This window comes from Mesorhizobium sp. P2_E9, assembly GCF_056403815.1.
Genome location: NZ_JBFUET010000003.1, coordinates 246,046 through 273,029 on the forward strand (window position 1 = coordinate 246,046; position 26,984 = coordinate 273,029).

Consider the following 26,984-nt stretch of genomic DNA (forward strand, 5'->3'; position numbering starts at 1 on the left):
CCTGAGCGAAAACTACTATGCGTTCGTATCATGACCTGGATCTTGTCCGAAATCCCACCGCGCTTCCGTCAACCCTGCCCGCCTGAATGGATCGATCACCGTGCCGGCGACCATCGAGGCCAGAATCTGCGGAGCCGGCGGGATTTTTGCGATCGTCGCCACCAGCCTGTCGCGGATGAAGGGCAGCGCCGCCGAATCCGACTGGTAGAACGGCGTAAACGCCAGCGACAGCGCCTGGAAGACACGCACATGCCAGCGCCGCGCCTTGGCATAGGCTTCGAGCGCTGCTTCGACGCTCTGCGTGCGTCCCAGCGCATGGCTGAGCGCCGCCGCGTCGAGCAGCGCCATATTGGCTCCTTGTCCAAGCTGCGGGCTGGTCGAATGCGCAGCGTCGCCGATGACGGCCAATCTGCGGCCGGCGGGAAACTTCATCGTGTGGTGGCCATAGCGGGCCAGCGACAGCTGGTCGAAACTGTCGATCTGGCGGGTGAACGCCTCGCTTTGCGGCCACAGCCGCACCACCCGCTCCTTCCAGGCGTCGATGCCGACAGCGCGCACCGCGTCGGCATCATCAGGCTTCAGGCTCCAGAAGAAGGCCGCCATCTTCTCGGCGCCGGGTTCCGGCCGGCCGATCGGCAGCACGCCGATCATCACGCTGGCCCTGTCGTAGCGCTGCAAGAGCGCGTGCTCGTCAAAGCCCTCGCCGCGCCAATCAAGCGATGCCCAGAACGCGCCATAGGTGAGCGGCCGTGGCGCACCTGCATTGGCCACGCTCTGCCGCAGTTTCGACTTTGAGCCGCTGGCGTCGACGACCAGATCGAACGGCCCCGCCCTTCGTCCATTGCCACAGATCAGCGTCGCCCGTTCGCCTGCCTCCACGGTCTCGATCTCGACGCCGGTCTCGATGGCGATCGCCTCACGCCGGGCGGCGCGAAACAGCACGCCGAACAGGGCCGCCCGGTGCACCGCCAGGCCGAAACGGCGGCCGCGCTGCGCGTCGTAGCGGACATCGAGCACTGTGCGCCCGGTCGAGGCATCGGCGCCATGCAGGCGGTCGATGCGGGCGCCGAGCCCCAGTATGTCATCGAACAGGCCTAGATCGGCCAGGACCGTCAGACCGGTTGGCTGCAGGATCAGCCCGGAGCCGACGGGCTTGGGCTCCTCGAAGCGCTCGAAGATGGTGACCCTGTGCCCGGCGCGTTTGAGATAGAGCGCCATGGCCAGCCCCGCCGGACCGGCGCCTGCAATTGCGATGTCGTAGGAAATGCCGATGCCCCCAAGCCGAACTGGCCGGGACAATCCTTCAGCCGCCTGATGAAATCAAGTCGCGGCGCCGAACGCCGTCGTGCTGCTCAAGCCAACGTTGCGTCGAAACCAGCACGCGCCTCGCGCACGGCATCGTGGTTGAGTTCGGCCCATTGGAGCAGATGCTGCAAGGCGCCGAACATCGAGCGCCCGAGATCGGTCAGGCTGTATTCGACGCTCGGCGGTTTGGTCGGGAACACTTCGCGATGCACATAACCGTCGCGCTGCAGATCGTAGAGCGTCTGGGTCAGCATGCGCTGCGAAATGTCGGGCACCAGCCGCCGCAATTCGCCGAAGCGATAGGGCTGCTCGGCGAGCGCCGCCATCAACAGCGAGCTCCATTTGCCATTGAGACCCTGGATGACGTCGCGAACCGGGCAATCTGCAAGATTTCCGCCGCCGGTCATGGCTTTGTAGACGTCGAGTTTGGATCTCAGGTTGACGATCCGGCTGTCCATGGCTGGTTCCCTGCGTGTGCCTACCTCCCGAAAAACTGCCTTCTTTACGGCACCAGGTCAATTCCTATTTTAGTGCTGGTCTCTTTTTGAGACTATGTACACACCCGCCATGCTGGCGCAAAATCAGGACCTCCCCATGACCGAAACCCTTCTAGTCACCGGCGCTTCCGGCCAGCTTGGCCGCGCCGTCATCCGCCATCTGCTGGACGCTCAGAAAGTCGCGCCGGCAAGCATTATCGCCACCACGCGCGATCCCGAAAACCTCGCCGACCTGGCGGCACTTGGCGTCACCGTCAGGGCGGCCGACTTCAACGATCCGGCTTCGCTGGAGAAGGCGTTTGCCGGCGCCGACCGCGTGCTGATCGTCTCGACCGGCGATCTCGATCTCAAAACCGGCAGGCGTCTGAAGCAGCATGAGGCGGCGGTGGCGGCTGCGAAGAAAGCAGGCGTTTCGCATCTGCTTTATACGTCGATGCCCAATCCTGAACCTGTTTCGCCGGTGCTGTTCGCCGGCGACCATTACGGCACCGAGCAGGCGATCAGGGCGAGCGGCATCCCCTACACCATCTTCCGCAATGGCTGGTATCAGGAGAACCTGTTCCTGGCGCTGCCGCACGCCATTGCATCCGGCAAGTGGTACTCCTCGGCCGGCGATGGCCGCATCGCCCACGGCGCCCGCGACGACATGGCCGCTGCGATCGCGGCAGGCCTCGCATCCGGCACAAAGGAGAGCAATATCTACACGCTGACCGGCCCGCACGCCTATACCACGAGCGAGATTGCCACTCTGGTGACGGAAGTCACCGGCAAGCCGCTGGAGGTCATCCAGTTGCCGGATGAGGCGCTGACCGAGGGCGTCAAGGCAGCAGGCCTTCCGGAAGACTTCGCCCGCATCATCGTTTCCTTCGACGCCAACACCCGGTCCGGCCGCATCGCCATGGTGACGGACGCGGTCGAAACGCTTTCCGGCAGGAAACCCCAGACACTGAAGCAGTTTCTGGAAGCCAACAAAGCCGCATTGGCCGGTTGAAACCGCGCGGCGGCTGGTCTTCCTGCCGCCGCGCTACTTCTTGAGCAGGCCGAGCCGGATTAGGCTTTCGCCGGTGGCAGCCAGCGCATCCTCGCGCGAGCGCGGCGCCCAGCCGAGCATGCGCACCGCCTTGGCGTTGGTGGCATTCTTGACCTTGCCAAGCTCCGTCACCAGCTGCGCGGCTTCCGGGTTGAACAATCCGACGATCCGCACCAGCCAATCGGGAAGCTGCCTGGTCGAAACGCGTGCCGCCGCATCACCGAGCCGCGTTTTCAAGGTCTGCGCGATCTCCCGCACGGTCATGAAATCACCTGATACAGCCAGGAAGCGCTCGCCCTTCGCCGCTGGATTGGTCATGGCGCGCACATGCAGGTCCGCCACGTCGCGTGCATCGACGACGCCGAAGGACAGGCGCGGCAGCCCAGGCATGGCACCGTTCATCATGCGCTGGACAAATTCGGTGGAGGTCGAATGGTCCGACCCGAGCACCGGCCCGAAAATGCCGACCGGATTGATGACCGCCAGTTCCAGCCTGCCGCCCTCGGCGGCGATGAAATCCCAGGCCGCGCGCTCGGCAAGCGTCTTCGACTTCACATAGGCGCTGACCTTGGCCGTCGGATCGGTCCAGCTCTCTTCGGTGAACGGCCCGGGCGGCATCTTGCCATAGCCGATGGCCGCGAAGGACGAGGTCAGCACGACGCGTTTCACACCAGCGTCCCGCGCCGCCCGCAGCACCCGCAATGCGCCTTCACGAGCCGGGACAATCAGATCATGCTCATGTTTGGGGACGCCGGGCGGAAATGGCGAGGCGACGTGCAGGACATAGTCGCAGCCGGCGACCGCTTGCGGCCAGCCTGCGTCGCTCATGAGGTCGGCTATGGCAAAGGACAGCCTGTCGCCCGGCTCGACGCCGCCTGCTCTGAGCATGGCCAGAACATTGGCTTGCCGCTTGGCGGTGCGCACCGTCGTGCGCACGCGGTAGCCGGCCTTCAAGAGTTCAACAATACAGTGGGCGCCAAGGAAGCCCGATCCGCCGGTGACAAGTACCAATTCGCCGCTCATGCCGCCTCCCTAAGGTCGAGGCGATCAAGCCGATCAGATCGCCACCTGCGTGCCGATTTCTACCACACGCCCGGTCGGGATCTGGAAATATTCGGTCGCATCGGCCGCCGTGCGTGCCAGGCCGATGAACAGCTTGTCCTGCCACACCGGCATGCCGGAATTGGGGGATGCCTTGAGCGAGCGCCGCGACAGGAAGAACGACGTCGTCATGATGTCGAACTTCCAGCCCTGCTTGCGGCAGATCGCCAGCGCGCGCGGAATATTGGGCTGTTCCATGTAGCCGAAGGTCAGTGTCACCCGCATGAACAGCTCGTTGACCGTCTCCATCTTGACCCGCTCGCTGTCGGGCACCACCGGCTGCGGCGCCGTCACCACCGAAAGGATGACGTTCTGCTCGTGCAGCACCTTGTAGTGCTTCAGGCTGTGCATCAGCGCTGTCGGCGCGCTGAGTGGATCGCTGGTCAGGAACACCGCCGTTCCTGACACCAGCTGCGGCTTCTTCTTCAACAGATTGCCGGCAAGGAAATCGAGCGGGATCTCGTTGCGGCGGGTCTTGTCGAAGAGATAGCGGCTGCCGCGCACCCAGGTCCACATGCCCAGCACGATGGTGAAGGCCACCGCAAGCGAAGCCCAGCCACCTTCGAACACCTTGACGATGTTGGACGCAAAGAAGCCGACGTCGATGAAGGCGAACAGTGCGGTCAGTGGGATCGCCACCCTCAGCTTCCACTTCCAGATGCGGGTCATGACGACATAGAGCAGCACTGTCGTCACCAGCATGTTGCCGGTCACCGAGATGCCGTAAGCCGAGGCGAGCTTGCTGGACTCGCCGAAGCCAACCACCAGCATCATCACCACCAGCGCAAGCAACAGATTGACACGCGGCATGTAGATCTGGCCGGACTGTCTTTCCGACGTGTGCAGGATTTCCAGCCGCGGCAGCATGTTGAGCTGCACCGCCTGCCTGGTCAGCGAGAAGGCACCCGAAATCACCGCCTGGCTGGCAATGACCGTCGCGGCGGTCGCCAGCACGACCATGGGAATCAGAGCCCAACCCTCGTTCATCTCGAAGAACGGATGGCCGACGATGCCATTCTTGGCCAGCACGAAGGCGCCCTGCCCGGCATAATTGAGCAGCAGGCAAGGAAAAACGATCGCCAGCCAGGCAAGCACGATCGGCTTGCGGCCGAAATGGCCGAGATCGGCATAGAGCGCTTCGGCGCCGGTCACGGCGAGAAAGACTGCGCCGACAGTGACGAAGGCCACGTCGGGCGAGTGGATCAGGAAGGCGACGATATAGTGCGGGCTGATCGCCAGCAGGATTTCCGGATCGTTGATGATATGTTTCAGGCCGGAAAGGCCGATGGCCAGGAACCAGACCGCGGTCACCGGGCCGAACACCAGCCCCACCCCACCCGTGCCAAAGCGCTGCACCGCGAACACCATGGCGAGGATGACCAGGGTCAGCGGCACCACATAAGGCTGGAAAGCAGGCGTAACGACATTCATGCCCTCGACCGCCGAAAGCACTGAAATCGCCGGTGTGATGACCGCATCGCCGAAAAACAGCGAGGCGCCGACGATACCGATACCCAGGATCACCGCCGAGCGCTTCGGGAAACTGCCACGTGCCAGCGCCATCAGCGACAGCACGCCGCCCTCGCCGCGGTTGTCGGCGCGTAGCACGAACATGATGTATTTTATCGTAACCGTGATCGTCAGCGACCAGATGATCAACGACAGCACGCCGAGGATATCGCCGCGATCAGCGACGGTGCCATGGGACGACGCCACCAGCGCCTCGCGAAAGGCATAGATCGGGCTGGTGCCGATATCTCCATAGACAACGCCGAGCGCGCCCAGCATCAGCACCTTGGTGCTATGCTGTTCGATTTCCGGATGGCTCGACTGTTCGACGGGTTCTGCCTCACTACCAGTATTGGCAAGGGCCATGGACGACACTCCGATAAGCGCGCGGTGCTCTACGCTTGCTGCAATGCAATATCAAGTGCCGTCGCGTGATGGCTCCCATGCCGGCAACGCTAGGCTCTTGGGAAATGGCCTGTAAATCCAACGATTACGGGCTAAATTCGCGGCTGCGGGTATGGCTGGCACTCAATAATACCTGCCTTATCTGCCTTAAATAGCGACTTGTGTACCGATTTCCACAACACGTCCGGTCGGGATCTGGAAATATTCGGTCGCATCGGCCGCCGTGCGCGCCAGGCCGATGAACAGCCGGTCCTGCCACACCGGCATGCCGGAATTCGGCGATGCCTTGAGCGAGCGACGAGACAGGAAGAAGGACGTCGTCATGATGTCGAACTTCCAGCCCTGCTTGCGGCAGATCGCCAGCGCACGCGGGATGTTGGGGTGTTCCATGTAGCCGAAGGTCAGTGTCACCCGCATGAACAGCTCGTTGACCGTCTCCATCTTGACCCGCTCGCTGTCGGGCACCACCGGCTGCGGCGCCGTCACCACCGAAAGGATGACATTCTGCTCATGCAGCACCTTGTAGTGCTTCAGGCTGTGCATCAGTGCTGTCGGCGCGCTGAGAGGATCGCTGGTCAGGAACACCGCCGTGCCTGAGACCAGGTGCGGCTTCTTCTTCAACAGATTGGCGGCGAGGAAATCGAGCGGGATCTCGTTGCGGCGCGTCTTGTCGAAGAGATAGCGGGTGCCGCGTATCCAGGTCCCCATGATCAGCCCCATCAGGCAGGCAACCGTGATCGATACCCAGCCGCCTTCGAAGATCTTCACGATGTTTGCCAGGAAGAAGCCGCTGTCGATGACACCGAACAGCAAGGTCAGCGGCAGGGCGACCGCCAGTGTCCATTTCCACAACTTGCGCATGACAACGAACAGCAGGATCGTCGTCATCAGCATTTCGCCGGTCACCGAGATGCCGTAGGCGGAAGCCAGCGAACTCGAGCTGCCGAAACCGACGACCAGCAGCATCACCCCGAGCGCGATGAGCAGGTTGACGCGGGGCATGTAGATCTGGCCGAGTTGCATTTCGGACGTATGCTGCACCTCGATGCGTGGCAGAAGGTTGAGCTGCACTGCCTGGCGGGTCAGCGAAAAAGCACCTGATATGACTGCCTGGCTGGCGATGACGGTCGCGGCCGTCGCCAGTCCCACCATCGGCATCAGCGCCCAGTCAGGCAGCATCTGGAAGAATGGATTGGTCGGCCTCCCGCCATTGGCCAGCACAAAGGCACCCTGCCCGAAATAGTTGAGCAGCAGGCAAGGGAAGACCACGGAAAACCAAGCCAGAACGATGGGTTTGCGTCCAAAATGGCCGAGATCGACATAGAGCGCCTCGGCTCCGGTGACAGCCAGGAACACCGCGCCGACAGTGACAAAGGCGGCCGTGGGTGTGCTGACGAGATAGGCGACCGCGTAATACGGATTGATGGCCAGCAGGATCGATGGATCGTCCATCAGGTGATAGAGCCCGGCGACGCCGATAGCCAGGAACCACAGCGCGGTCACCGGCCCGAACACCGCCGCCACCTTTCCCGTGCCGAAGCGTTGCACCGAGAACAGGATGGCCAGGATGACCAGCGTGATCGGCACGACGTAAGCGTCCAGCGTCGGGGTCACCACCCTGAGGCCTTCGACCGCCGACAACACGGAGATGGCCGGCGTTATGATCGAATCGCCGAAAAACAACGCCGCGCCGCAAAGGCCGATGGCCAGGATGAGCCGCGCGCCTTTGGGGTAGGCGGTGCGCGCCAGCGACATCAGCGACAACGTACCGCCTTCGCCCTTGTTGTCGGCGCGAAGCACGAAGGCGACATATTTTATGGTCACGATGATCGTCAGCGCCCAGACGATCAGCGACAGCACGCCAAGCACGTGAATGCGCGTATCGACACCCGGCGAAGCGTGAAGCGCCTCACGGAAGGCATAGATCGGACTGGTGCCGATATCGCCATAGACAACGCCGAGCGCACCCAGCATCAGCACCTTGGTGCTATGCTGTTCGGCCCCGGAATGGCTCGATCGATCGACGGTTTCGGCCTCGCTACCGCGACTGGCAAGGTCCATGGACCACTCCCCGACAAGCGCGCGGTGCTTCACGCATGCTGCGATGCGATCTTAATTGCACGCTATGGCTGCCATGCCTGCAAGGCGAAGCTCTACCCCTACCAGCCGCAGGCTCTGAGAAACCGCCCCACCGTGCCGGCCATGCCATACTCCAACGCGTCGGCTGTCAACCCATGTCCGATCGACACTTCGGCCAATGCCGGAATGCGCTTCGCCAGAGCAGGCAGATTGGCCACCGTCAGATCGTGCCCGGCATTGACCTGGAGACCGGCGGCAAATGCCGCATCGGCTGTTTTCCCCAATCTTTCCAGCTCCTTGGCCGCTTTTTCGGAATTGGAATGGTAGCTGCCATAAGGGCCGGTATAGAGCTCGATCCGGTCGGCACCGGTATCGCGCGCGACCGCCATACCGGCAGGATCGGCGTCTGAAAACAGCGACACCCTGAAACCGCCCTTCTTCAGACGCCTGACGATCGGTGTCAGGAACGCGGCCTGTGCCGTGAAGTTCCAGCCATGGTCTGAGGTTGCCTGTGCCGGATCATCGGGAACCAGCGTCACCTGTTCGGGCTGGTGCTGTTCCACAAGCGCCAGGAAATCCTCGCTCGGGTAGCCCTCGATGTTGAATTCGGCTTGCGGAAACTCGTCGTCGATCAGCGCCCTGATCTCGGGTACGTCGGAATGCCGTGTGTGACGTTCGTCGGGACGCGGGTGGACGGTCAGCCCATGCGCTCCGGCGGCAAGGGCAAGCCGGCCGACACCGATCACGCTGGGCCACGGCAAATCGCGGCGGTTGCGCAGCATGGCGATGGCATTGAGGTTGACGGAAAGCTTTGCAGGCATGGGCTGGCGTCCGTGAAAACAGGCGGTTGAGGCGCGCCACTGTTCGGCCACGGCGCGCTTGAGACTGGGCATCTATAGCGTCTTTGACGGGAACAGATAGGGGTTTCGGGTGTTCCAGAAGACCAACGCTAGTCCACAAAAGGAGGCACCAACCGTGAATTTCCTGCAATCCGTGCCGGCGATCCGTCGCATCGACACCGGTCGCGACGACCTGTTCGCCATCGATGTGGTCGGTCATCTCTCGGCCGCCGATGCAGAAAACCTGTTCGGCCTGCTGGAGGCGGCCTACGCGCTCCACCAGCGAATCGACGTCGCCGTGCGCATGGTCGATCACGATGGCGTCGATTGGGCCGACATCTCCGACGAAACCCTCAAACAGGGTGCCGTCCACGCACTGGAGCATATCGACCGTTGCGCGGCGATCGGCACACCGGACTGGACGCCGGACGCACGGCACGCTTTGCCCACGTCGTCGCCCCTAGAATTCCGCCATTTCAACGCCGAGGACGAAGCCGAAGCCTGGGAATGGCTTGGGGTCCGGCAGGTCGGCGTGCGAGAAAAGCTATCGTCGTAGCACTATCTGACAATGGTCAGCCGCTCGGCGGCGCGCGTGATCGCGGTATAGAGCCAGCGCTGGCGGGTTTCCTTGAAGGCCCAGCTTTCGTCGAACAGCACGATCTCGTTCCACTGTGAACCCTGCGCTTTGTGCACGGTCAGCGCATAGCCATAGTCGAAATCGTCAAAGCGCTTCTTCTGCTGCCAGGGGATGTCGGCGTCGGGATCCTCGAACGCCGCCTTGAGCAGCTTGATCTTGGCGACGCCGCGGTCCGGATCGTCCTCTTCGGGCGACACCAGCAGGTTGATGCCAGGCTTGATCGTCTCGCGCGACGAGGTCATCACTTTCCACAGCGAGCCGTTGAGCAACCCCTTGGCGGGATCGTTGCGCAGGCAGACCAGCTTGTCGCCGGCTTGGGGATAATCGGCATTGAAGCCCTTGAGTTCGCGCAGACGCTGATTGTAGCGGCGGCGCGTGCGGTTGGTGCCGACCAGCACCTGGTCCGCCTTCAGCACCAGTTCCTGGGTGACGTCTTCCTTGCCGATCACCTGCGCCGTTCCGTAGTCGCCGCGCATGAATTCTCGACCTTCGCGCACGTCGAGCGCCAGCCGCAGGATCGGATTGTCACGTGCCTGCCGGTGGATTTCGGTGAGCAGGAAGTCCGGCTCGTGATCGGTGAAGAAGCCGCCGCCGGAAATCGGCGGCAACTGGCCGGGATCGCCCAGCACCAGGATCGGCGTGCCGAAACTCATCAGGTCGCGGCCAAGCTGCTCGTCGACCATGGAGCATTCGTCGATGACCACCAGCTTGGCGCGCGAGATCGGGCTCTGCCGGTTCAGCGAAAAGGTCGGCGACATCGAAGTCTTGCCGGTCACCTCGTTCTCAACCGATTCCTCGCCCTTGGGCCTGTAGATCAGCGAATGGATGGTGCGGGCATTGACCGCCCCCTTGGAGCGCAGCACTTGTGCTGCCTTGCCGGTGAAGGCGGCGAACTGCACCTGACCGTCGACATGTTCGGCGAAATAGCGCGCCAGCGTCGTCTTGCCGGTGCCGGCATAGCCGAACAGTCGGAACAGCTGCGGCTTGCCGACCTGCAGCCAGCGGGCAACCGCCTGCAGCGCCTCGTCCTGTTGGGGTGAAAATTCCATCAGTGCGACAGACCGGATTCGCAAGGGAAAGACAAGACAGCCGCCACCACCATCGACACTGGCGGTAGCGAACTCCCCTAACAACGATGCTATCAGGCGCAAACAAGAACGTAAAGGGAACAAGCACCAGCCGCACGCGCGATCATCTGCTGGCGCGGGGATCGTTCTCGAGCAGGATCGGCTTGCCGTGCGGCGTGGCGTGTGCGGCGCGTTCCCAGGCTTCAGCCATCGCGTCGACATCGGACCTGGCAGCCAATCCTTTCGATGCCAGCAGCCCTTCCAGCGCCGCCAGCCAAAGCTCGTAATAGTCATGACCGTCGGCTGCCGCACCCGGCTTCTTCACCTCTGCCGACAGGGCATCCGCCCATTCGCCCCACGAAAACAGGCCCTTGTCGTGCAGCGCCACGGTCATGGCGAACGCCTCGGCCTGCCAGGGCTCGGCGAAGACAGGCGCATCGAGGCTCGCTGGTAAATCGGCGGCGGTCCCGTCAGGCCGGCTCAAGATAGCTCTCCCAGGCATCGATCGAGACGGTCAGCGTCGGATCGGCACCCTCGCCCCAGATCTCCGTGCCTTCGAAAACCACCGTATAGACCCATTGCGGGTTTTCGCCTTGTCCATGCGCGTTGCTGTCGGGAAAGACGAAACCGTCGCGCACCGCCTCGATTGTGCCCCGCTTGCCGCGCGCGTAGCGCGGCAGCCTGGTGTGGCCGGTCGGATTGAAGTTTCTGGTCCGCACGGCGTCGCCGGCCTTGAAGCGCGCCGGTTGCACCATCGGCCGGTCGCAAGGGCCACCCTTGGCCAGTACGGCCGGGACATTTTCCGCCTTCAGCACCCGTTTCGGGGTCGCCGCCGCATCGATCGCCTCGCCCGCATCGAGATCGCGTTCGCTGACGAAACCATGGCGCTTGAGCAAGGTCTCCAGCGCCTTGATCCAGATTTGATAGTAGCTGGAGGAGTAATAGTCTGCCGGATGCAGCGATTCCCGTGCGTGCCGGCTCTCGTCGATGTTCCAGGCTCCCATGCCGCCGGCGCAGAGCGTAACGCCGAGCGCCCGCCTTTCCCAGGCAGCGTGGAAATAGGGTTCGTCCTGTTCGGGCGCGACCGGGCCGAACCCCATCTGCCCGCCGAGATCCTGCGGCCCGTTCATGCCGGCTCCCCCTCCGGCTCTTTGGCCAGCGCGGTGCCGATCATCGCATCGCGGCTCACCAGTTCGGCCAGTTGCTCCTCGCTCCAGCCTTCGGTGCCCTCCGGCCGCATCGGCACCACGAGATAGCGCAGCTCCGCCGTCGAGTCCCAGACGCGTATCTTGGTTGCGGCCGGCAGCGTCAGCCCGAATTCCTCGAGCACGCCGCGCGGATCGATCACCGCGCGCGAGCGATAGGGCGGCGCCTTGTACCAGACCGGCGGCAGGCCGAGCACCGACCATGGATAGCAGGAGCACAGCGTGCAGACGACGAGGTTGTGCGTATCCCCCGTATTGAACACCGCTTGCATGTGCTCGCCCTGCCGGCCGGTATAGCTCAGCGATTCGATCGCCGCCGTCGCATCGCGCTTGAGCCAGTCGGCATAGGCAGGATCGCTCCAGGCCTTGGCCACCACCCTGGCGCCATTGCGCGGGCCGATCTTGGTCTCGTAGGTGTCGACGATGACGTCGATCGCCGCCGGATCGATCAATCCCTTGCGGGTCAGGATGGTTTCCAGCGCCCGCACGCGGGCGGCAAACGGATCGAGTTCGTTGTCGTGGTCATGATCATGGGACATGGCCACAAATTACGGCTCTGCTCTGCCGGCCGCAAGCACGACAGCTTGGGCCAGCTTCCATCCTTGCCGTGTCAGCCTGTCATTCGGCGGCGGTCTTTTGCGCGTCAGCTGGGATGTCGTCATTGGTGCCGAACAGCGAAGGCTGGTCGCCACTCTCTTTGACCATCTGTGGTTTGGCCTTGCCCCTCGACCACAGCCCGACCAGCCAGCCCGAGAAATTCTCCATGTAGACGTAGATCACCGGTGTCACGAACAGGGTCAGCGCCTGCGAGGCCAGCAGGCCGCCGACAACGGCCACGCCCAGCGGCTGGCGCAGTTCTGCGCTGGCGCCGGTGCCGAGCGCGATCGGGAACGTACCCATCAGTGCGGCCAGCGTCGTCATCATGATCGGCCTGAAGCGCATCAGGCACGCCTTGTGGATGGAGTCCTTGGCGGACATGCCTTCTCGTCGCAATTCGAGCGCGACGTCGACCATCATGATGCCGTTCTTCTTGACGATGCCGATCAGCATCAGGATGCCGATCACCGCGATGACGGACAGGTCCATGCCGGCAAAGCGCAAGGCAACGACCGCGCCCAGCACCGCCGACGGCAGGCCGGTGAGAATGGTGAGCGGGTGGATGAAGCTCTCGTAGAGGATGCCGAGCACGATATAGATGGTCAGGATCGCGCCGCCGACCAGCAGGCCCTGGTTGGCCAGAGAATCCTGGAAGGTCTTGGCCGTGCCGGCAAAGCTGGTCGAGATCGCAGTCGGCATGCCGATCTGCTCTTTGAGCGCGTTGATGCGGGTCACGCTGTCGCCGAGCGCGACGCCCTGCGGCAGATTGTAGGAGATGGTCACGGCCGGAAGCTGGCCGAGCTGGTTGACCGTCAGGGCGCCGGCCGTGCGATCGACCCGGGCGAAGGCGCCAAGCGGAACCAGACTGCCGCTCGCCGTTCTCATCTGAATGGCGAGCATGCGCTCGGGCGACCACTCGATCTTGGGGTCGAGCTCTGTGATGACTTCATAGCTGTCGGCCGAACCGAAGATCGTCGAAACCTGGTCGGTGCCGAAGCCGCCATAGAGGGCCGAGCGCAGCGTGTCGGTATCGATGCCGAGCTGGGCGGCCTTGTCACGATCGATGACCAGCGATGCCTGCAAGGCGTTGTTCTGCAGGTCGCTGGTGACGTCGGTGAAGGTCGTATGGTCGGCCGCCATCGCGTCATTCAGTTTCTGCGCCCATTGGTCGGTCAGGCCGGTATCGAGGCCCTGCACGACGAGCTGGTAGGCACTGGCCGACGAGCGCGAACCGAGCCTCAAATTCTGCACCGGCTGCATGTAGGTCTCGATGCCGGGCACGCCAGCCAATTGCTTGCGCAGATCCGCCTGCACTTTCTCGATGTCGGGTCGCTGGCTCTTGTCCTTCAACTGCACATAGAGCTGGCCCTGGTTCAATGCATTGTTACCGCTGCCTGCCGACCACGCCACATGCGCAACATAGGGCGAATGGGAAAAGACGCTTGCGACCTGCCCCTGCAACTTGGCCATGGCGTCAAAGGAAATGTCCTGGCGCGCGATGGTCGTCACCGAGATCTGGCTGATATCCTCCTGCGGAAAGAAGCCCTTCGGCGAGATTTCGATCAGCCACACCGACGCTGCCGCGGTGCCGACAAAGACCAGGAACACCAGGAAGGTGTGCCGCAAGCAGAATGTCAGAACCCGGTCGTAGCTGCGTGTGACGAAATCCTGCTTGTGGCCAGAGCCATGCTTGTCGCGATCGGCCTTGGTGACCGACAGCAAGCGCGAACACAGCATCGGCGTCAGCGTCAGCGACACGAACATCGAGGCGAGGATGGCGACCGTCACCACGACGGCGAACTCGTTGAAGATGCGTCCGATGACGCCGCCCATCAGAAGCACGGGGATGAACACGGCCACCAGCGAAATCGAGATCGAGATGATGGTGAAGCCGATTTCGCGCGCGCCCTTCAGCGATGCATCGAAGGCCGACAACCCATCCTCCTCCATATGACGGAAGATGTTTTCGAGCATGACGATGGCGTCGTCGACGACGAGGCCGACGGCGAGCGTCAGGCCCATCAGCGATATGTTGTCGATGGAAAAGCCGAACAGGAACATGGCGCCAAGCGTGGCGATCAGCGAGATCGGCACTGCCACGGCCGGGATGATGGTCGCCGTCACCCGGCGCAGGAACACGAAGATCACCATGACCACCAGCGCGATGGTCAACAGCAGCGTGAACTGCACGTCGTTGACGGCCTGGCGGATGGAGGTCGAACGGTCGTTCAGCAGCTTGATCTGGGCGTCTCCCGGCATCTGGTCCTGGAAGGACGGCAGCATCGCCTTGACCTTGTCGACGACGTCGACGGTGTTGGCGTCGGGCTGGCGCTGCACGGCCATGATGATCGCGCGCGTGCCGTCATACCAGCTCGCCGTTGTCGTGGTCTGCACCGAATCGACGACGCGGGTCACCTCGCCCAGCCGCACCGGATGGCCGTTCTTGGTGGCGATGATGAGGTTGGAGAAGCCGGCAGCGTTGGTCAGCTGGGTGTTGGCGGTGATGGTCAGCTGCTGCTTGTTGTTTTGAAGAACACCGAGTGGCGTATTGCTGTTGGCCGATGAGACCGCCGCCTGCAACTGGTCGATCGAGATGCCGCGTGCCGCAAGCGCCGTCGGATCAATCTGGATGCGCACGGCATATTTCTGCTGGCCGAAGATTGAAACCTGCGCAACGCCATCGATCGTCGACAGCGACGGCGAGATGACGTTTTCGGCGAAGGCATCGAGATCGGTCAGCGGAACCGTGTCACTGACCAGCGACATCAACAGGATCGGCGCGTCGGCCGGATTGACCTTGCGGTAGCTCGGCGGTGACGTCATCTGCGGCGGCAGCGATTTCTGCGTGCGCGCGATCGCCGCCTGCACGTCGGCCGCAGCCGCATCGATGTCGCGGTTGAGCACGAACTGGATGGCGATCGAGGTCTGGCCGAGCGAGTTCGTGGTCGAGATAGAATCGATGCCGGCGATGGTCGCGAACTGCTTGATCAATGGCGTCGCCACCGATGTCGCCATGGTTTCCGGCGAGGCGCCCGGTAGCGAGGCCGAGACGTTGACCACCGGGAATTCGGCGCTGGGCAGTGCCGCCACCGGCAGGAACTTGTAGGCAAACAGTCCGCCCAGCACGAGGGCGAACGACATCAGAAGGGTGGCAACAGGCCTGCGGATGCAGAATTCGGAGATCATTGGGCCGCCTCGCCCGTGTTGGTCGCTTGAGCCACCTTGGGCGCGCCCGTCGAGTTGCCCTCGTGCACGGCGGCTCCATTCTTCAGCCTCGTCTGGCCTTCCGTGACCACTTTCTCACCCGCCTTCACACCCTGGCTGATGGCGCTGTTTTGGCCTTCGGTCAGGGCCACCTGCACGGGCCGCAGCTCGACCGTGTTGTCGGACTTGACCACATAGACGAACGGCCCCTTCTGGCTGGGCTGGACCGCGACGGTCGGAACAGACGTCATCTGCGGCATGACGCCGGCATCAAGGATGACATTCACATACTGGCCGGGCCACAGCGAAAGATCGCTGTTTGGAATGCTTGCCCGTGTCGCGATCGTGCCGGACGCGGTGTCGACGCTGGAATCGACGAAATCAAGCGTGCCCTTGCCGACCGGCGTCGGGTCGCCGTCCTTGGTCAAGGTCACGGCCCCTTGCTGCGGATTTGCAAGCGCCTTGTGCAGCAGCGCTAGGTTGCTTTCCGGCAGATTGAAGTTCACCTGCAGCGGGTCCATCTGGGTGATCGTCACCGGCGGGGTCGCCGTGCTGCTGTTGCCATTGCTGACGGTGACGAGGTCACCCACGGCAACACTGACGGCGCCCAGCCTGCCGGCAATCGGCGCCGTTATGGTGGCAAAACCGAGCTGGACATTGTCGGCGTCGATTGTTGCCTTGTCGGCATCGACGGTCGCCGCCGCCGCCTTCTGCGCGGCAACGGCCTGGTCGTAGGTCTGCTGCGTGCCGGCCTGTTTGGCGACAAGGTCCTTGGCGCGCTGGAGATCGGAATTCGAACTGGCAAGCATCGCCTGGTCCTTGGCGAGCGTGGCCTGGTCCTTGGCGAGTTGCGCCTTCAGCGCGCGGTCGTCGAGCGAGAACAGAACATCGCCGGTCTTCACCATCTGGCCGTCCTTGACGTCGATCGACACGATCTGGCTGGAGACCCGCGCATTGATGTTGACCACTGCCGGAGAGGAGACGAAGCCGATGGCATAGCGCCGGATCGGGAAATCGGCTGTAGTTGCCGTCGCCGAGACGATCGAGGCCGAACGGGCGCCAGTGCCGCCCCCTTGCTTGGCTCCTGCTGCCTGCTTGTCGGTTGCCGCCTTGTCCGATACCGCGACCTGCTTTACGCCAATGAGTTGCTGAACCTTGCTCAGCGTCTCGGGCGAAAGGTAGAGCCAGGCCGCGCCCGCACAGGCGACGGCAAGCAATGAAAGAATGACTTTTCCACGCATCGACAAAGGCCTCTCCGTCCGACACGCCATAGCCAGGTGGTCGTATTCTAGCGCAACTCACGGCTGATTGCCGCGATTTCGCCGAATAGATAGGACACGCATTTGTTGGAAAAGGGCCAAAACACGGGATTACGAAGATTTAATGTGCACTGCACAATGGATAGGCAGCCAGCTATGGTCGCGGGTCGAAGCCCGTCATAGGCTCCAAAAGCTGGGCTTTAAGCCTTGCCCAGATGCTTCGGCCAGAATTCCTGATGGACTTCGGCGGCTTCGTCTTCGAGGTTCGGGCCAACCACAGTGACGATGCGTGCGCCGGTTTGCAGCACCGCCCGGCTCGGCACGTTCAACCCGATCCCGGCGATCTCGCCAAGCCGCGCTTCGGAGCACGCAAACACCATACGCCCGATGCCCGACCAGTAAATCGCCCCGGAGCACATCGCGCACGGCTCCGTGCTGGTGTAGAGTGTGCAGTCCGCGAGAAAAGCAGTGTCGTAGTGTTGCGCCGCCAGTTTAACCAGATTCAACTCGGCGTGGTTCGTCATATCGTGGCCGGTGAAGACGCTGTTTTCGGCGCGCAGGATAACTTCGCCGTCCTTCACCAGCACCGAGCCAAACGGTTCGTCGCCGCGTTCCACCGCGGATCTCGAGAGCGCAATCGCCTCGCGTAAAAACGGCTCGTGGCTTTCCATCAGACGCTCCCCCAAAGAGGCTGAAGCAATTCCAGGAAAAGTGTGAAACGGTTTTCCGTCCGGAATTGCGTCAAGACAAAGAGTTAGAACTGGATGATCTTGTCTTGAAGCGGAGGGATTTCCAAGGGCTGCAAAACAGATTCCAAGTCGGCGATCTGCTTCTGGCTCCAATCAATGAGTCCTGAGGCTAGCGCAGCATCGGCCAAAGCGTCGCCGCCAGCAGCACGCCCATGGCGATGTTGAACCATTTCAGCCGCACCGGATCCGACAGGAATCCACGCAGCGCCGTGCCGAATCCCGCCCATATCGAAACGCTCGGCAGGTTGACGATGGTGAAGGCGATCGAGATCAACAGCACCGACAGGAACGGGTGCTCGGCATTGGCATAGACGGCCATGGCGGTGATCGCCATCACCCAGGCTTTCGGATTGACCCACTGGAATGCGGCGGCATCAATGAAGCGCATCGGCCGCGCTTCCGTCGCGCCCTTGCCGCTCAACGAGCGCGACATCGCGATCTTCCAGGCGAGATAGAGCAGATAGGCGGCACCGGCGATCTTGAGGGCGTTGTGCAGCGCCGGAAATGCCGTCAGCACCGCGCCAAGCCCGAAGCCGACGGCGAGCAGCAAGACGAGAAAGCCGATGCTGATGCCCAACATATGCGGCACAGTCCTGGCAATGCCGAAATTGACGCCGGAGGCCAAGAGCATGAGATTGTTCGGCCCCGGCGTGATTGAGGTCACGAAGGCATAGACGAGCAGTGCGAGGAATGCGTCGAGTGACATGGTATCCCCCCCGATACGTCAGCACTATTGTCTCTTTTCGGTTGACGCACAAAGGCCAGAGCCTACCCGTGACCGAGCCAGGCTCTGTCATCCTTGCAGGGGTGTCTGAAATGCGATGGGAGCTACATCGCCTGCGGGCCGCGGTTCAAAGCCGCCACGCCGGTGCGGCAGATTTCGACCAGGCCGAGCGGTTTCATGATGGCGATGAACTGGTCGATCTTGGTGCCCTTGCCGGTGATCTCGAAGATGAAATGCTCGGTGTTGGCGTCGATGACGCTGGCGCGGAACGCGTCGGCCAGCCGCAGCGCCTCGACGCGAGCTTCGCCGGTGCCGGCGACCTTGACCAGCGCCAGTTCCCGCTCCAGCGGCCGCTCCTGGCCGGATTCATGCGAGCGCACGGTCAAGTCGACCACGCGGTGCACCGGCACGATGCGCTCGAGTTGATGCTTGATCTGCTCCAGCACATGCGGCGTGCCGCGCGTCACGATGGTGATGCGCGACAGATGCTTTTCATGCTCGGTCTCGGAAACGGTCAGGCTCTCGATGTTGTAGCCGCGCCCGGAAAACAGGCCGATGACCCGGGCAAGCACGCCCGGCTCGTTGTCGACCAGCACGGAAAGCGTGTGGTTCTCCGGCTTCTCGGTTTCCTTGGCGATGAAGTAGGCCGACCCGGTCGGTTGTAGCTGTGCGTTCATGACATGAATCTCGATTTCAAACTCTTGATCTAACTCTCTGTTCCCGCACGGCTTCTCGCGACAGCCCTGCCCCGGCTTGTCGGCTACACCAGTTCCCTGCCCTTGGCGTCGATGGCATTCGCCACCGCCTCGTCGGTTGCCTCGTCCGGCAACAGCATCTCGTTATGCGCCTTGCCCGACGGGATCATCGGGAAGCAATTGGCGAGGTTCGCCACGCGGCAATCGAACAGCACCGGTTTCCTGACCGAGATCATCTCCTTGATGGCGTCGTCCAGCTCGTCCGGTTTCTCGCAGCGTATGCCATGGCCGCCATAGGCCTCGGCCAGCTTGACGAAGTCCGGCATCGCTTCGGTGTAGGAATGCGACAGCCGGTTGCCGTGCAGCAGCTGCTGCCACTGCCGCACCATGCCCATATACTGGTTGTTGAGGATGAAGATCTTGATCGGCGCATTGTGCTGCACCGCGGCGCTCATCTCCTGCATCGTCATCTGCACCGAGGCATCGCCGGCAATGTCGATGACCAGCGCGTCGGGATGCGCGATCTGCACGCCAAGCGCCGCCGGCAGGCCGTAGCCCATCGTGCCCAGCCCGCCCGATGTCATCCAGCGGTTCGGCTTCTCGAAATGATAGTGCTGCGCCGCCCACATCTGGTGCTGGCCGACCTCGGTGGTGATGTAGGTGTCCATGCCCTTGGTCAGCTCGTAGAGCCGCTGGATCGCATACTGCGGCATGATCACGTCGTGGTTCATCTTGTAGGCGAGTGAATCGCGACCGCGCCACTTGGCGATCTGCTCCCACCAGGGGTAGAGCGCCTTCTTGTCTGCCTTGGCGCTCGCGCGCCACAGCCGCACCATATCCTCCAGCACGCGGCCGACATCGCCGATGATCGGCACTTCGGTGTGCACGTTCTTGTTGATCGACGACGGATCAATATCGATGTGGATCTTGCGCGAGTTCGGCGAGAACGCCGTCAGTCGGCCGGTGATGCGGTCGTCGAAGCGCGCGCCGATGCAGATCATCACGTCGCAATCATGCATGGCCATGTTGGCTTCATAGGTGCCATGCATGCCCAGCATGCCCATCCAGTTCTTGCCCGATGCCGGATAGGCGCCGAGGCCCATCAGCGTCGAGGTGATCGGGAAGCCAGTGAGATCGACCAGTTCGCGCAGCAGATGGCTCGCTTCCGGGCCTGAATTGATCACGCCGCCGCCCGAATAGATGATCGGCTTCTTGGCGCCGGCCATCAGCTCGACGGCTGCCTTGATCTTCTCCAGGTCACCCTGGACCTTGGGCTGATAGCTGGTGCGCGGCGCGATCTGCGGCGGGACATAAAACCCCTTGGCGAACTGCACGTCCTTCGGGATGTCAACCACCACCGGACCGGGACGGCCGGTCGTGGCGACATGGAAGGCTTCGTGGATGGTCGCAGCGAGCTCGTTGACGTCCTTCACCAGCCAGTTGTGCTTGGTGCAGGGGCGCGTAATGCCGACCGTGTCGCATTCCTGGAAGGCATCCGAACCGATCAGCGAGGTCGGCACCTGCCCGGTCAGGCAGACCAGCGGGATCGAATCCATCAGCGCGTCCTGCAGCGGCGTAACCGCATTGGTGGCGCCGGGGCCGGAGGTCACCAGCATGACGCCGGCCTTGCCGGTCGAGCGCGCATAGCCCTCGGCCGCATGGCCCGCGCCCTGCTCGTGGCGCACCAGAATGTGCTCGACCTCGTCCTGCTGGAAGATCTCGTCGTAGATCGGAAGGACGGCGCCGCCCGGATAGCCGAAGACATGCTTGACGCCATTGTCCTTCAGCGCCTGCACCACCATTTCGGCGCCCGTCATTTCGCGCCGCTCACTCTGTCCGTTGCTCATCGGTCTGGTCCCGTACTGTCGCCATCTGGGCGTTGCCATTTGGGTGTTGTTGGTCGTTTAGTCGTGTTTCAGGCAATAAAAAAGGCCCCCGAGGGAGCCTGTGTGTTGCGCATGGGAGGTTTTCGCCCGGCGGTTACACCGCCTTGCCCACGCGCCTTCCTACGAGAATGAGTGCCTTTTTCATGGTCGCGGACACTAAGGGCGGGCAAGGCAGCCTGTCAACGGCAAAAATCGCGTCGGCGATGAAGGTGTTTCGCAATTCGACAGATGGCCGTCACGATTTCGCGACCGACGCCACATCGTGCCGCCATCGCGCAAACCGCAACGTCCCTTCCATCGCCCTCGGCAAGGCGCTCCCCGACCAGTTAGGCCGCAGCGTTTTCCGGATAAGTCCTTGAAGCCACGTGAAACTATGGTGGGGCGTGACGAAGGCCGCCGTCTCTGCCGATACTTGATCGTCCGGCTCGGGAGGAGCCACCATGACGGCCAGGATTTCACGGAGGAAGACTTATGCTCGACAAGGCCCCAAACAAGAAACTGTCCGACCTGCTCGACCAATTCGGCGCCGCCCTGGCCGCCAATGACATCGAGAAGGCGGTCGGTTGTTTCCAGGACGACTGCTACTGGCGCGACCTCGTCACCTTCACCTGGAACATCAAGACCATGGAAGGCAAGGACCAGGTCCGCGACATGCTGAAAAGCCAGTTGGCGAGGACAAAGCCGTCACACTGGACGCTCGCCAAGGGTGAGGACGCGACCGAGAGCGGCGGGCTGATCGAGGGCTGGATCAGTTTCGAGACCGAATTGGCGCGCGGCTTTGGCCATGTCAGGCTGAAGGACGGCAAGATCTGGACGCTGCTGACCACCATGGCCGAATTGAAAGGTCATGAGGAGAAGGCCGGCTTCGCGCGGCCGATGGGTGCCAAGCATGGCTCGGGCAAGAACCGTCCGACATGGAAGGAAGAGCGCGAGAAGGAAGCCGCCGAACTCGGCTTCAAGACGCAGCCCTATACGCTCATCATCGGCGGCGGCCAGGGCGGTATTGCGCTCGGCGCAAGGCTGCGGCAGCTCGGTGTGCCGACCATCATCGTCGAGAAGAACGAGCGGGCCGGCGACAGCTGGCGCAAGCGCTACAAGTCGCTCTGCCTGCACGATCCGGTCTGGTACGACCATCTGCCCTATATCGATTTCCCGAAGAACTGGCCGGTCTTCTCGCCCAAGGACAAGATCGGCGACTGGCTGGAAATGTACACCAAGGTGATGGAGCTGAACTACTGGTCCTCGACCGAGGCCAAGAGCGCTTCCTATGACGACAAGAAGAAGGAATGGACCGTCGTCGTCCACCGCGACGGCAGGGACATCACCTTGAAGCCCAAGCAATTGGTGCTGGCGACGGGACAGTCCGGCAAGGCCAATCTGCCAAAATTCAAGGGCATGGAAAACTTTAAGGGTGACCAGCACCACTCCTCGAAGCACCCCGGCCCCGACGCCTATGCCGGCAAAAAGGCCGTTATCATCGGCTCCAACAATTCCGCCCACGACATCGCAGCCGCACTATGGGAAGCCGGTGCCGACGTCACCATGGTGCAGCGCTCGAGCACCCATATCTCCAGATCCGACACGTTGATGGAAATCGGGCTGGGTTCGCTCTACTCGGAGCAGGCAGTGCAGAACGGCATCACCACGGCAAAGGCCGATCTGATCTTTGCGTCCCTGCCCTACAAGATCCTGCACGAATTCCAGATCCCGGCCTATGCCGAGATGAAGAAACGCGACGCGGCGTTCTATAAGGGACTGGAAAAGGCCGGTTTCATGCTCGACTGGGGCGACGACGAGTCCGGCCTGTTCATGAAGTACCTCAGGCGCGGCTCCGGCTATTATATCGATGTCGGCGCCTCCCAATTGATCATCGATGGTTCGATCAAGCTGAAGAGCGGCGTCGACGTCGAAGAGATCAGGCAGCATTCGGTTCTGCTCAGTGACGGATCGGAACTGCCCGCGGACCTCATCGTCTACGCCACCGGCTACGGCTCGATGAACGGCTGGGCCGCCGATCTGATCTCTCGCGAAACCGCCGACAAGGTCGGCAAATGCTGGGGCCTCGGCTCCAACACCACCAAGGATCCCGGCCCCTGGGAAGGCGAGTTGCGCAACATGTGGAAGCCGACGCAGCAGGAAGCGTTGTGGTTCCATGGCGGCAATCTGCATCAGTCGCGCCATTATTCGCAGTTCCTGGCGCTGCAATTGAAGGCCAGACAGGCAGGGTTGGCGACGCCGGTCTACGGGCTGCAGAAGGTGCACCACAAGGGATAGCGAGACCGAACAAGGAACAACCAGCTTTGGTACGGCGAATGCCGCACCAAAGCTACACCGTCGTTAGTTGCTCAAGTGCGAGGCTCGACCGGTTCGGACTTACCGGCCACGTCGAGACGCCCCATCTCTCCAAGAGGAGCGTCTCGCCAACAGGCGCCCGCAGCCCCTCAGGAGCGCCTGCGGCACGTTCCCGACAGTTGTCTGGCCTGTGCGACCTGACCGCACCTTCACCATCGAAGCAGAAACACATGGCTGTCCCCTCCTGGTGATGAACCGCCGTCAGATGCGATTGGCAAAATCGCGCACGACGCGCTGCAGCAACGGCACATAATCGCGAAACGTCCGCGTCTTCATGTTGGCGATCTTGCCGGCTTCGTCCCACCTGCGAACCCGCACCGCCTCCTCATGGAAAGGATTCTTGCGGAACTCGGCCACCTCCTCGGCGTTCATCGGCCCGCCCTGCAGCGACAGCGTATGGACAGACGCCTGCGAAAGCCTGCCGAAATAGGTCGGGTCGGTGGCGCAGAGATAGCGCTTTGCCGCGACGTGCAGCCTCACGCATTCGACGATGACAGGCGGAAAGAACGGCGCCAGCACCTCGCCGCCGGCCTCGTCGTGATGCTTGTCCTCGACATCCTCGGGCGAATAGGTGCCGAACTCGCTGGTGTAGTGGCCGATGTCATGCAGCAGTGCCGCTGCCACCAGCGCTTCCGGCGCGCCGTCCTGCTCGGCAAACCAGGCGCCCTGCAGCATGTGCTCCGACATGGTGACAGGTTCGCCGAGATAGGATTCGGCACCCCGGCGTTCAAAGATGTCGGCGATAAACTCGACGATGGTGTCCGCGTTCAAATCCTGGCCGCTCATTCCGCGGCCTCCTTGAAGCTGTGCTCGATCGCGGCAAGCGTCGACAACAGGCCGTCCTTGTCGGCGTAGCAGCCTTGCAGCCAGCGCTTGCCGGTGCCCGAAAACGCCTTGCGGGCATGCATGACGCGCGTGTTGTCGACGATGAAGGCCTGCCCAGCTTCCAGTTTGAACGTCACTTCGAAAGAGGGATCCTCGATCAGCTGGGCGAACCGGCGATAGGCGCCATAATAGGCATCCATGTCGGCGAACGGCACGCCGACGACAGGCGCAAGCGAGCGGTTGTTGAAGCGGATGCAGATCAGCTCGCCATCCGGCCCGAGTTCGATCATCGGCCGCTTCGCCTGCAGCCGCACACCCGAGGAGCCTGCATATTCGAAGCGTGCCGGACAGGAACTCAACAGCCGGAAGCCTTCGGGGTTTTCAGCCTGCAGCGCGGCCGCGACGGCAAAACCGTCGACGACGCTCGATTCGCCGCCCTCCACCGTATTCTCGATGCAGGACAGGATCTGCAGCGTCGGCACCGGATCGCGATAGGGATTGTCGGTATGCGCCTGGAGGCCGAGATTGGTGTAGGCGAGATTGTTCGGATTGACCTCGGCGCGCACTTCGAACCAGCGCCCGTAATTGGTCTCCCTGATATAGCCGAACAGATCGGAGACCTTGCACAGCGAACCGGATTCGGCCGGCAGGCCGTCCATCACCGCAAAGCCGTAGGTCCTCACCGCCGAAAGCCATTCGCGCAGGACGCTGCGGCTGTGAAAGGCTGCCGCGTATCGGGCGCGCGGCACCGAATTCTGCATCGTCGCCTTGGTCCAGCGCTGAATGATATCGCCTGTCCAGCCGGGCTGGCGGCGTTCGTCGCGATCATAGGCGTTGGCGTTCAGCCATTGCGCGGGAAAGCTGACGGTCTTTCCTTCCGGCACGAAGCTGACCTCCAGCGCGCCACCCTTGATCGCTGCCGCGCCAATCCTTGTCTCGGCCGGAATGTCGAGGATGGTGATGAGCCGCTGGCCGTTGCCGGCGCTGCGCGTCTTGTCGTCCAGCGCGTTGTCGCGCAGCCACATGGCGTGAAAGCGGGTGCGCCTCCCGTCCTCCCAGCCAAGTTCGATTGTTTTGCCTTCGTCGCCAACCAGCGCGTGGGTGAGCATGGGAGATGCCGTTCCTGTCCGTTGCACCCCACGGCCCGATCCGCAGGGTTTCGATTGCATGTTGGCCGTGCGAAAGGCATAACTCAAATTATCATTTTTTGGCCAATGGCATCAAATAACTAATGGCTCAAAGAACCATCCCGGCCTTGCCTCCCCTCGACTGGCTGCGCAGTTTCGAGGCAGCGGCGCGGCTGTCGAATTTCACGGCGGCAGCAGCCGAACTCGGCCTCACACAGGCGGCCGTCAGCCAGCATATCCGGCTGCTCGAGGATCGGCTGAAGACGCGTCTGTTCTCGCGATTGGCGCGAGGCGTCGCGCTATCGCCGGAGGGTGCCGCCTACCTGCCCCACATCCAGTCGGCCTTCGCCACCATCTCCAGCAGCACGACGGAGCTGTTCGAGCCGCGCGCCGTCCAGACCGTCTCGATCCGGGTGCCGATCTCCTTCGCCTTGCTGGTATTGGTCCCAGCGCTGCCCGATCTGGCCGAGGCGCTGCCGCGCATCCAGCTCGATTTGGTGACGATCCATCGCCCGACCGACTACGACCTGCCAGGCTCGGCGCTCGACATCCGTTTTGGCAACGGCTCCTTTCCCGGGCGCGAAGCCGACAGGCTGACCACCGAGCGGCTTGTGCCGGTCGCAAGCCCAGCTTTGGCCGGTGCCGCCGACTGGACCTCCCTGCCACTGCTTCTGGTCGCCGGCGCGCGCGAAATGTGGGCGGAATGGTTCGCGGCGGCCGGATTGGCCGGCCACCCCCAGCGGTCGCACCGCTTCGACAGTTTCGTCGCCGCTATGCAAGCAGCTAGCGCCGGGGCCGGCGTGCTCCTGGGCTCGCGGCCGCTTGTCGACGCGGCGCTCAAGAGCGGAAGCCTGGTGCCGCTTTCCGATTTCGAGCTCTCCAGCACCTCGGGCCACTTCCTGACCAGAGCATCGACCGCGCGCCTGACTGGTGCCGAGCAGGATTTCCGCCAGTGGCTGCTGGGGCACCTCTCGGGAGAGGCCTCGGCCTGACCGGCGCGGGCTCTATAGCGACGTGGCGCCGATGCGCTTCCAGTAGATCAGCGTGCCGGTCAGCCCGCCATGCGGCTTCAGCGCAAAGTCCGGTATTTCGCCGGCCAAGGTGAAACCGAGTTTTTCGTAGAGGCCAGAAGCGCCCTCTTCCGTCGCCGTATCCAGAACCAAGAGCGTGCGCCCCTTCTCGACGGCAAGACGCTCGGCGGCCCGCATCAGACGCGTACCGACGCCCCTGCCCCGGTGATCAAGACGTGTCATGAGCTTGGCGATCTCTGCCCGGTGCGGCTGGTTGGGTGGGAAGTCGAGCAGCAGCGTGACCGTGCCGACAAGGACCTTACCGTCCCAGGCGCCAAGCACCACTCGTTCCCCTCTCGCCGCCGCGTCCAGCGATCGCTCCCAGAATATGCTTGCCGCTTCCGCCGCCAGCGGATGCATGAAGCTGACGGAACCACCGCCGGCAACCGTTTCGACCAGCAGATCAGCCAGCATTGCCAGCGTTTCCGCACTGGCGCCCAGGGCTCCGATTTCGATGGAATTCATGCTTGCTCCCCTGGAAACGATGAATGGGTTCGACAGCGTGCCGACATCAGTCGAGATGACGCACGCGCCGCCGCTTGCGCGCTGCCTTGATGGCGCTGATGCGCTCGGTGTCTTCTTCCCTGAGATGCCGTCCGCGCTCGAGGATCTCGAGCGTGTATTCCTCATAGGTCAGGCCCAGCCGCTCGGCCTTGTCCATGCGCATCAGCATGACTTCGCGGCTTGGCGCCTTCCACGCCTTGGCGTGCGCGGCCTGCCAGGCCAGGAAGATGTAAGGATCGCCCTTGCCCCAGGGTGGTCCCTTATACTCATCAAGAGGCGGCCCCCCATTGTGGGAGCGTTTTGGCCGTCGCGCCATGA

Annotated in this window: 24 protein-coding genes; 4 read left to right on the plus strand and 20 right to left on the minus strand. The window is 62.8% G+C overall.

All coding sequences use genetic code 11. The features are described 5' to 3' along the window. Nucleotides 1-15: 15 nt before the first annotated feature. A complete protein-coding gene (locus AC1D05_RS07230) occupies nucleotides 16-1,299 on the minus strand; it encodes an FAD-dependent oxidoreductase (protein ID WP_477439536.1) in 1,284 nt (427 codons plus the stop codon). Between the two features lie 53 nt (nucleotides 1,300-1,352). Continuing rightward, a complete protein-coding gene (locus AC1D05_RS07235) occupies nucleotides 1,353-1,763 on the minus strand; it encodes a winged helix-turn-helix transcriptional regulator (RefSeq protein ID WP_477439538.1) in 411 nt (136 codons plus the stop codon). 136 nt (nucleotides 1,764-1,899) lie between these two features. On the opposite strand from AC1D05_RS07235, the gene AC1D05_RS07240 reads away from it, so the two are divergent. Continuing rightward, a complete protein-coding gene (locus tag AC1D05_RS07240; RefSeq protein ID WP_477439540.1) occupies nucleotides 1,900-2,793 on the plus strand; it encodes an SDR family oxidoreductase in 894 nt (297 codons plus the stop codon). 33 nt (nucleotides 2,794-2,826) lie between these two features. On the opposite strand, the gene AC1D05_RS07245 is transcribed toward AC1D05_RS07240, so the two are convergent. The 4 genes from AC1D05_RS07245 to AC1D05_RS07260 all read right to left on the minus strand — a co-directional run bounded on the left by AC1D05_RS07245 (nucleotide 2,827) and on the right by AC1D05_RS07260 (nucleotide 8,747). Next, nucleotides 2,827-3,855: an SDR family oxidoreductase gene (locus AC1D05_RS07245; protein WP_477439542.1), complete on the minus strand. Its 1,029-nt coding sequence runs from the start codon at nucleotides 3,853-3,855 to the stop codon at nucleotides 2,827-2,829. 33 nt (nucleotides 3,856-3,888) lie between these two features. Next, complete coding sequence (locus AC1D05_RS07250; protein WP_477439544.1) at nucleotides 3,889-5,808, minus strand: potassium transporter Kup; 1,920 nt, start codon at nucleotides 5,806-5,808, stop codon at nucleotides 3,889-3,891. Between the two features lie 186 nt (nucleotides 5,809-5,994). Beyond that, the gene (locus tag AC1D05_RS07255) at nucleotides 5,995-7,908 is read right to left on the minus strand and encodes a potassium transporter Kup (RefSeq protein WP_477439546.1); all 1,914 of its coding nucleotides are present in this window, start codon (nucleotides 7,906-7,908) and stop codon (nucleotides 5,995-5,997) included. Between the two features lie 98 nt (nucleotides 7,909-8,006). Next, a complete protein-coding gene (locus AC1D05_RS07260) occupies nucleotides 8,007-8,747 on the minus strand; it encodes a pyridoxine 5'-phosphate synthase (protein ID WP_477439548.1) in 741 nt (246 codons plus the stop codon). A 154-nt stretch (nucleotides 8,748-8,901) separates the two neighbouring features. On the opposite strand from AC1D05_RS07260, the gene AC1D05_RS07265 reads away from it, so the two are divergent. Continuing rightward, entirely contained in the window at nucleotides 8,902-9,321 is a 420-nt protein-coding gene (locus AC1D05_RS07265) for a SpoIIAA family protein (RefSeq protein ID WP_477439943.1), read from the plus strand. A gap of 2 nt (nucleotides 9,322-9,323) precedes the next feature. Here AC1D05_RS07265 and AC1D05_RS07270 read toward each other — a convergent pair whose 3' ends face one another. The 10 genes from AC1D05_RS07270 to AC1D05_RS07315 all read right to left on the minus strand — a co-directional run bounded on the left by AC1D05_RS07270 (nucleotide 9,324) and on the right by AC1D05_RS07315 (nucleotide 20,749). Beyond that, nucleotides 9,324-10,451 carry an ATP-dependent DNA helicase gene (locus AC1D05_RS07270; RefSeq protein WP_477439550.1) on the minus strand — a complete coding sequence of 376 codons (1,128 nt, stop codon included), beginning with the start codon at nucleotides 10,449-10,451 and terminating at the stop codon, nucleotides 9,324-9,326. A gap of 142 nt (nucleotides 10,452-10,593) precedes the next feature. Beyond that, complete coding sequence (locus tag AC1D05_RS07275; protein WP_477439552.1) at nucleotides 10,594-10,953, minus strand: nitrile hydratase accessory protein; 360 nt, start codon at nucleotides 10,951-10,953, stop codon at nucleotides 10,594-10,596. Further along, nucleotides 10,940-11,599: a nitrile hydratase subunit beta gene (gene nthB / locus AC1D05_RS07280; protein WP_477439554.1), complete on the minus strand. Its 660-nt coding sequence runs from the start codon at nucleotides 11,597-11,599 to the stop codon at nucleotides 10,940-10,942. The genes AC1D05_RS07275 and nthB overlap by 14 nt, the downstream gene beginning before the upstream one ends. Then, nucleotides 11,596-12,213 (minus strand): nitrile hydratase subunit alpha, encoded by a 618-nt coding sequence (gene nthA, locus AC1D05_RS07285; protein ID WP_477439556.1) that lies wholly within the window; start codon nucleotides 12,211-12,213, stop codon nucleotides 11,596-11,598. Before nthA ends, nthB begins: the two co-directional genes overlap by 4 nt. Nucleotides 12,214-12,292: 79 nt before the next feature. Beyond that, nucleotides 12,293-15,457 (minus strand): efflux RND transporter permease subunit, encoded by a 3,165-nt coding sequence (locus AC1D05_RS07290; RefSeq protein ID WP_477439558.1) that lies wholly within the window; start codon nucleotides 15,455-15,457, stop codon nucleotides 12,293-12,295. After that, nucleotides 15,454-16,716, minus strand: coding sequence for an efflux RND transporter periplasmic adaptor subunit (locus AC1D05_RS07295; RefSeq protein ID WP_477439560.1), 1,263 nt, complete (start codon nucleotides 16,714-16,716; stop codon nucleotides 15,454-15,456). Before AC1D05_RS07295 ends, AC1D05_RS07290 begins: the two co-directional genes overlap by 4 nt. A 218-nt stretch (nucleotides 16,717-16,934) precedes the next feature. After that, a complete protein-coding gene (locus AC1D05_RS07300; protein WP_477439562.1) occupies nucleotides 16,935-17,405 on the minus strand; it encodes a nucleoside deaminase in 471 nt (156 codons plus the stop codon). Between the two features lie 187 nt (nucleotides 17,406-17,592). Beyond that, nucleotides 17,593-18,189 (minus strand): LysE family translocator, encoded by a 597-nt coding sequence (locus AC1D05_RS07305; protein WP_477439564.1) that lies wholly within the window; start codon nucleotides 18,187-18,189, stop codon nucleotides 17,593-17,595. A gap of 122 nt (nucleotides 18,190-18,311) precedes the next feature. Then, nucleotides 18,312-18,884 carry an acetolactate synthase small subunit gene (gene ilvN, locus AC1D05_RS07310; protein WP_027044849.1) on the minus strand — a complete coding sequence of 191 codons (573 nt, stop codon included), beginning with the start codon at nucleotides 18,882-18,884 and terminating at the stop codon, nucleotides 18,312-18,314. Between the two features lie 83 nt (nucleotides 18,885-18,967). Continuing rightward, nucleotides 18,968-20,749, minus strand: coding sequence for an acetolactate synthase 3 large subunit (locus AC1D05_RS07315; protein WP_475450183.1), 1,782 nt, complete (start codon nucleotides 20,747-20,749; stop codon nucleotides 18,968-18,970). A 510-nt stretch (nucleotides 20,750-21,259) separates the two neighbouring features. On the opposite strand from AC1D05_RS07315, the gene AC1D05_RS07320 reads away from it, so the two are divergent. After that, nucleotides 21,260-23,062, plus strand: a complete 1,803-nt coding sequence (locus tag AC1D05_RS07320; protein WP_477439566.1) for an NAD(P)-binding domain-containing protein — start codon at nucleotides 21,260-21,262, stop codon at nucleotides 23,060-23,062. Between the two features lie 279 nt (nucleotides 23,063-23,341). Here the strand turns inward: AC1D05_RS07320 and tmpB are convergent, their stop codons facing one another. Continuing rightward, a complete protein-coding gene (gene tmpB, locus AC1D05_RS07325) occupies nucleotides 23,342-23,926 on the minus strand; it encodes a (R)-1-hydroxy-2-trimethylaminoethylphosphonate oxygenase (protein WP_477439568.1) in 585 nt (194 codons plus the stop codon). Then, a complete protein-coding gene (gene tmpA, locus AC1D05_RS07330; protein WP_477439570.1) occupies nucleotides 23,923-25,074 on the minus strand; it encodes a 2-trimethylaminoethylphosphonate dioxygenase in 1,152 nt (383 codons plus the stop codon). The genes tmpB and tmpA overlap by 4 nt, the downstream gene beginning before the upstream one ends. Before the next feature lie 122 nt (nucleotides 25,075-25,196). On the opposite strand from tmpA, the gene AC1D05_RS07335 reads away from it, so the two are divergent. Beyond that, the gene (locus AC1D05_RS07335; RefSeq protein WP_477439572.1) at nucleotides 25,197-26,084 is read left to right on the plus strand and encodes a LysR substrate-binding domain-containing protein; all 888 of its coding nucleotides are present in this window, start codon (nucleotides 25,197-25,199) and stop codon (nucleotides 26,082-26,084) included. A gap of 12 nt (nucleotides 26,085-26,096) precedes the next feature. Here AC1D05_RS07335 and AC1D05_RS07340 read toward each other — a convergent pair whose 3' ends face one another. After that, nucleotides 26,097-26,627 carry a GNAT family N-acetyltransferase gene (locus AC1D05_RS07340; protein ID WP_477439574.1) on the minus strand — a complete coding sequence of 177 codons (531 nt, stop codon included), beginning with the start codon at nucleotides 26,625-26,627 and terminating at the stop codon, nucleotides 26,097-26,099. Between the two features lie 46 nt (nucleotides 26,628-26,673). Next, a complete protein-coding gene (locus AC1D05_RS07345; protein ID WP_095202239.1) occupies nucleotides 26,674-26,982 on the minus strand; it encodes a hypothetical protein in 309 nt (102 codons plus the stop codon). Nucleotides 26,983-26,984 lie beyond the last annotated feature (2 nt).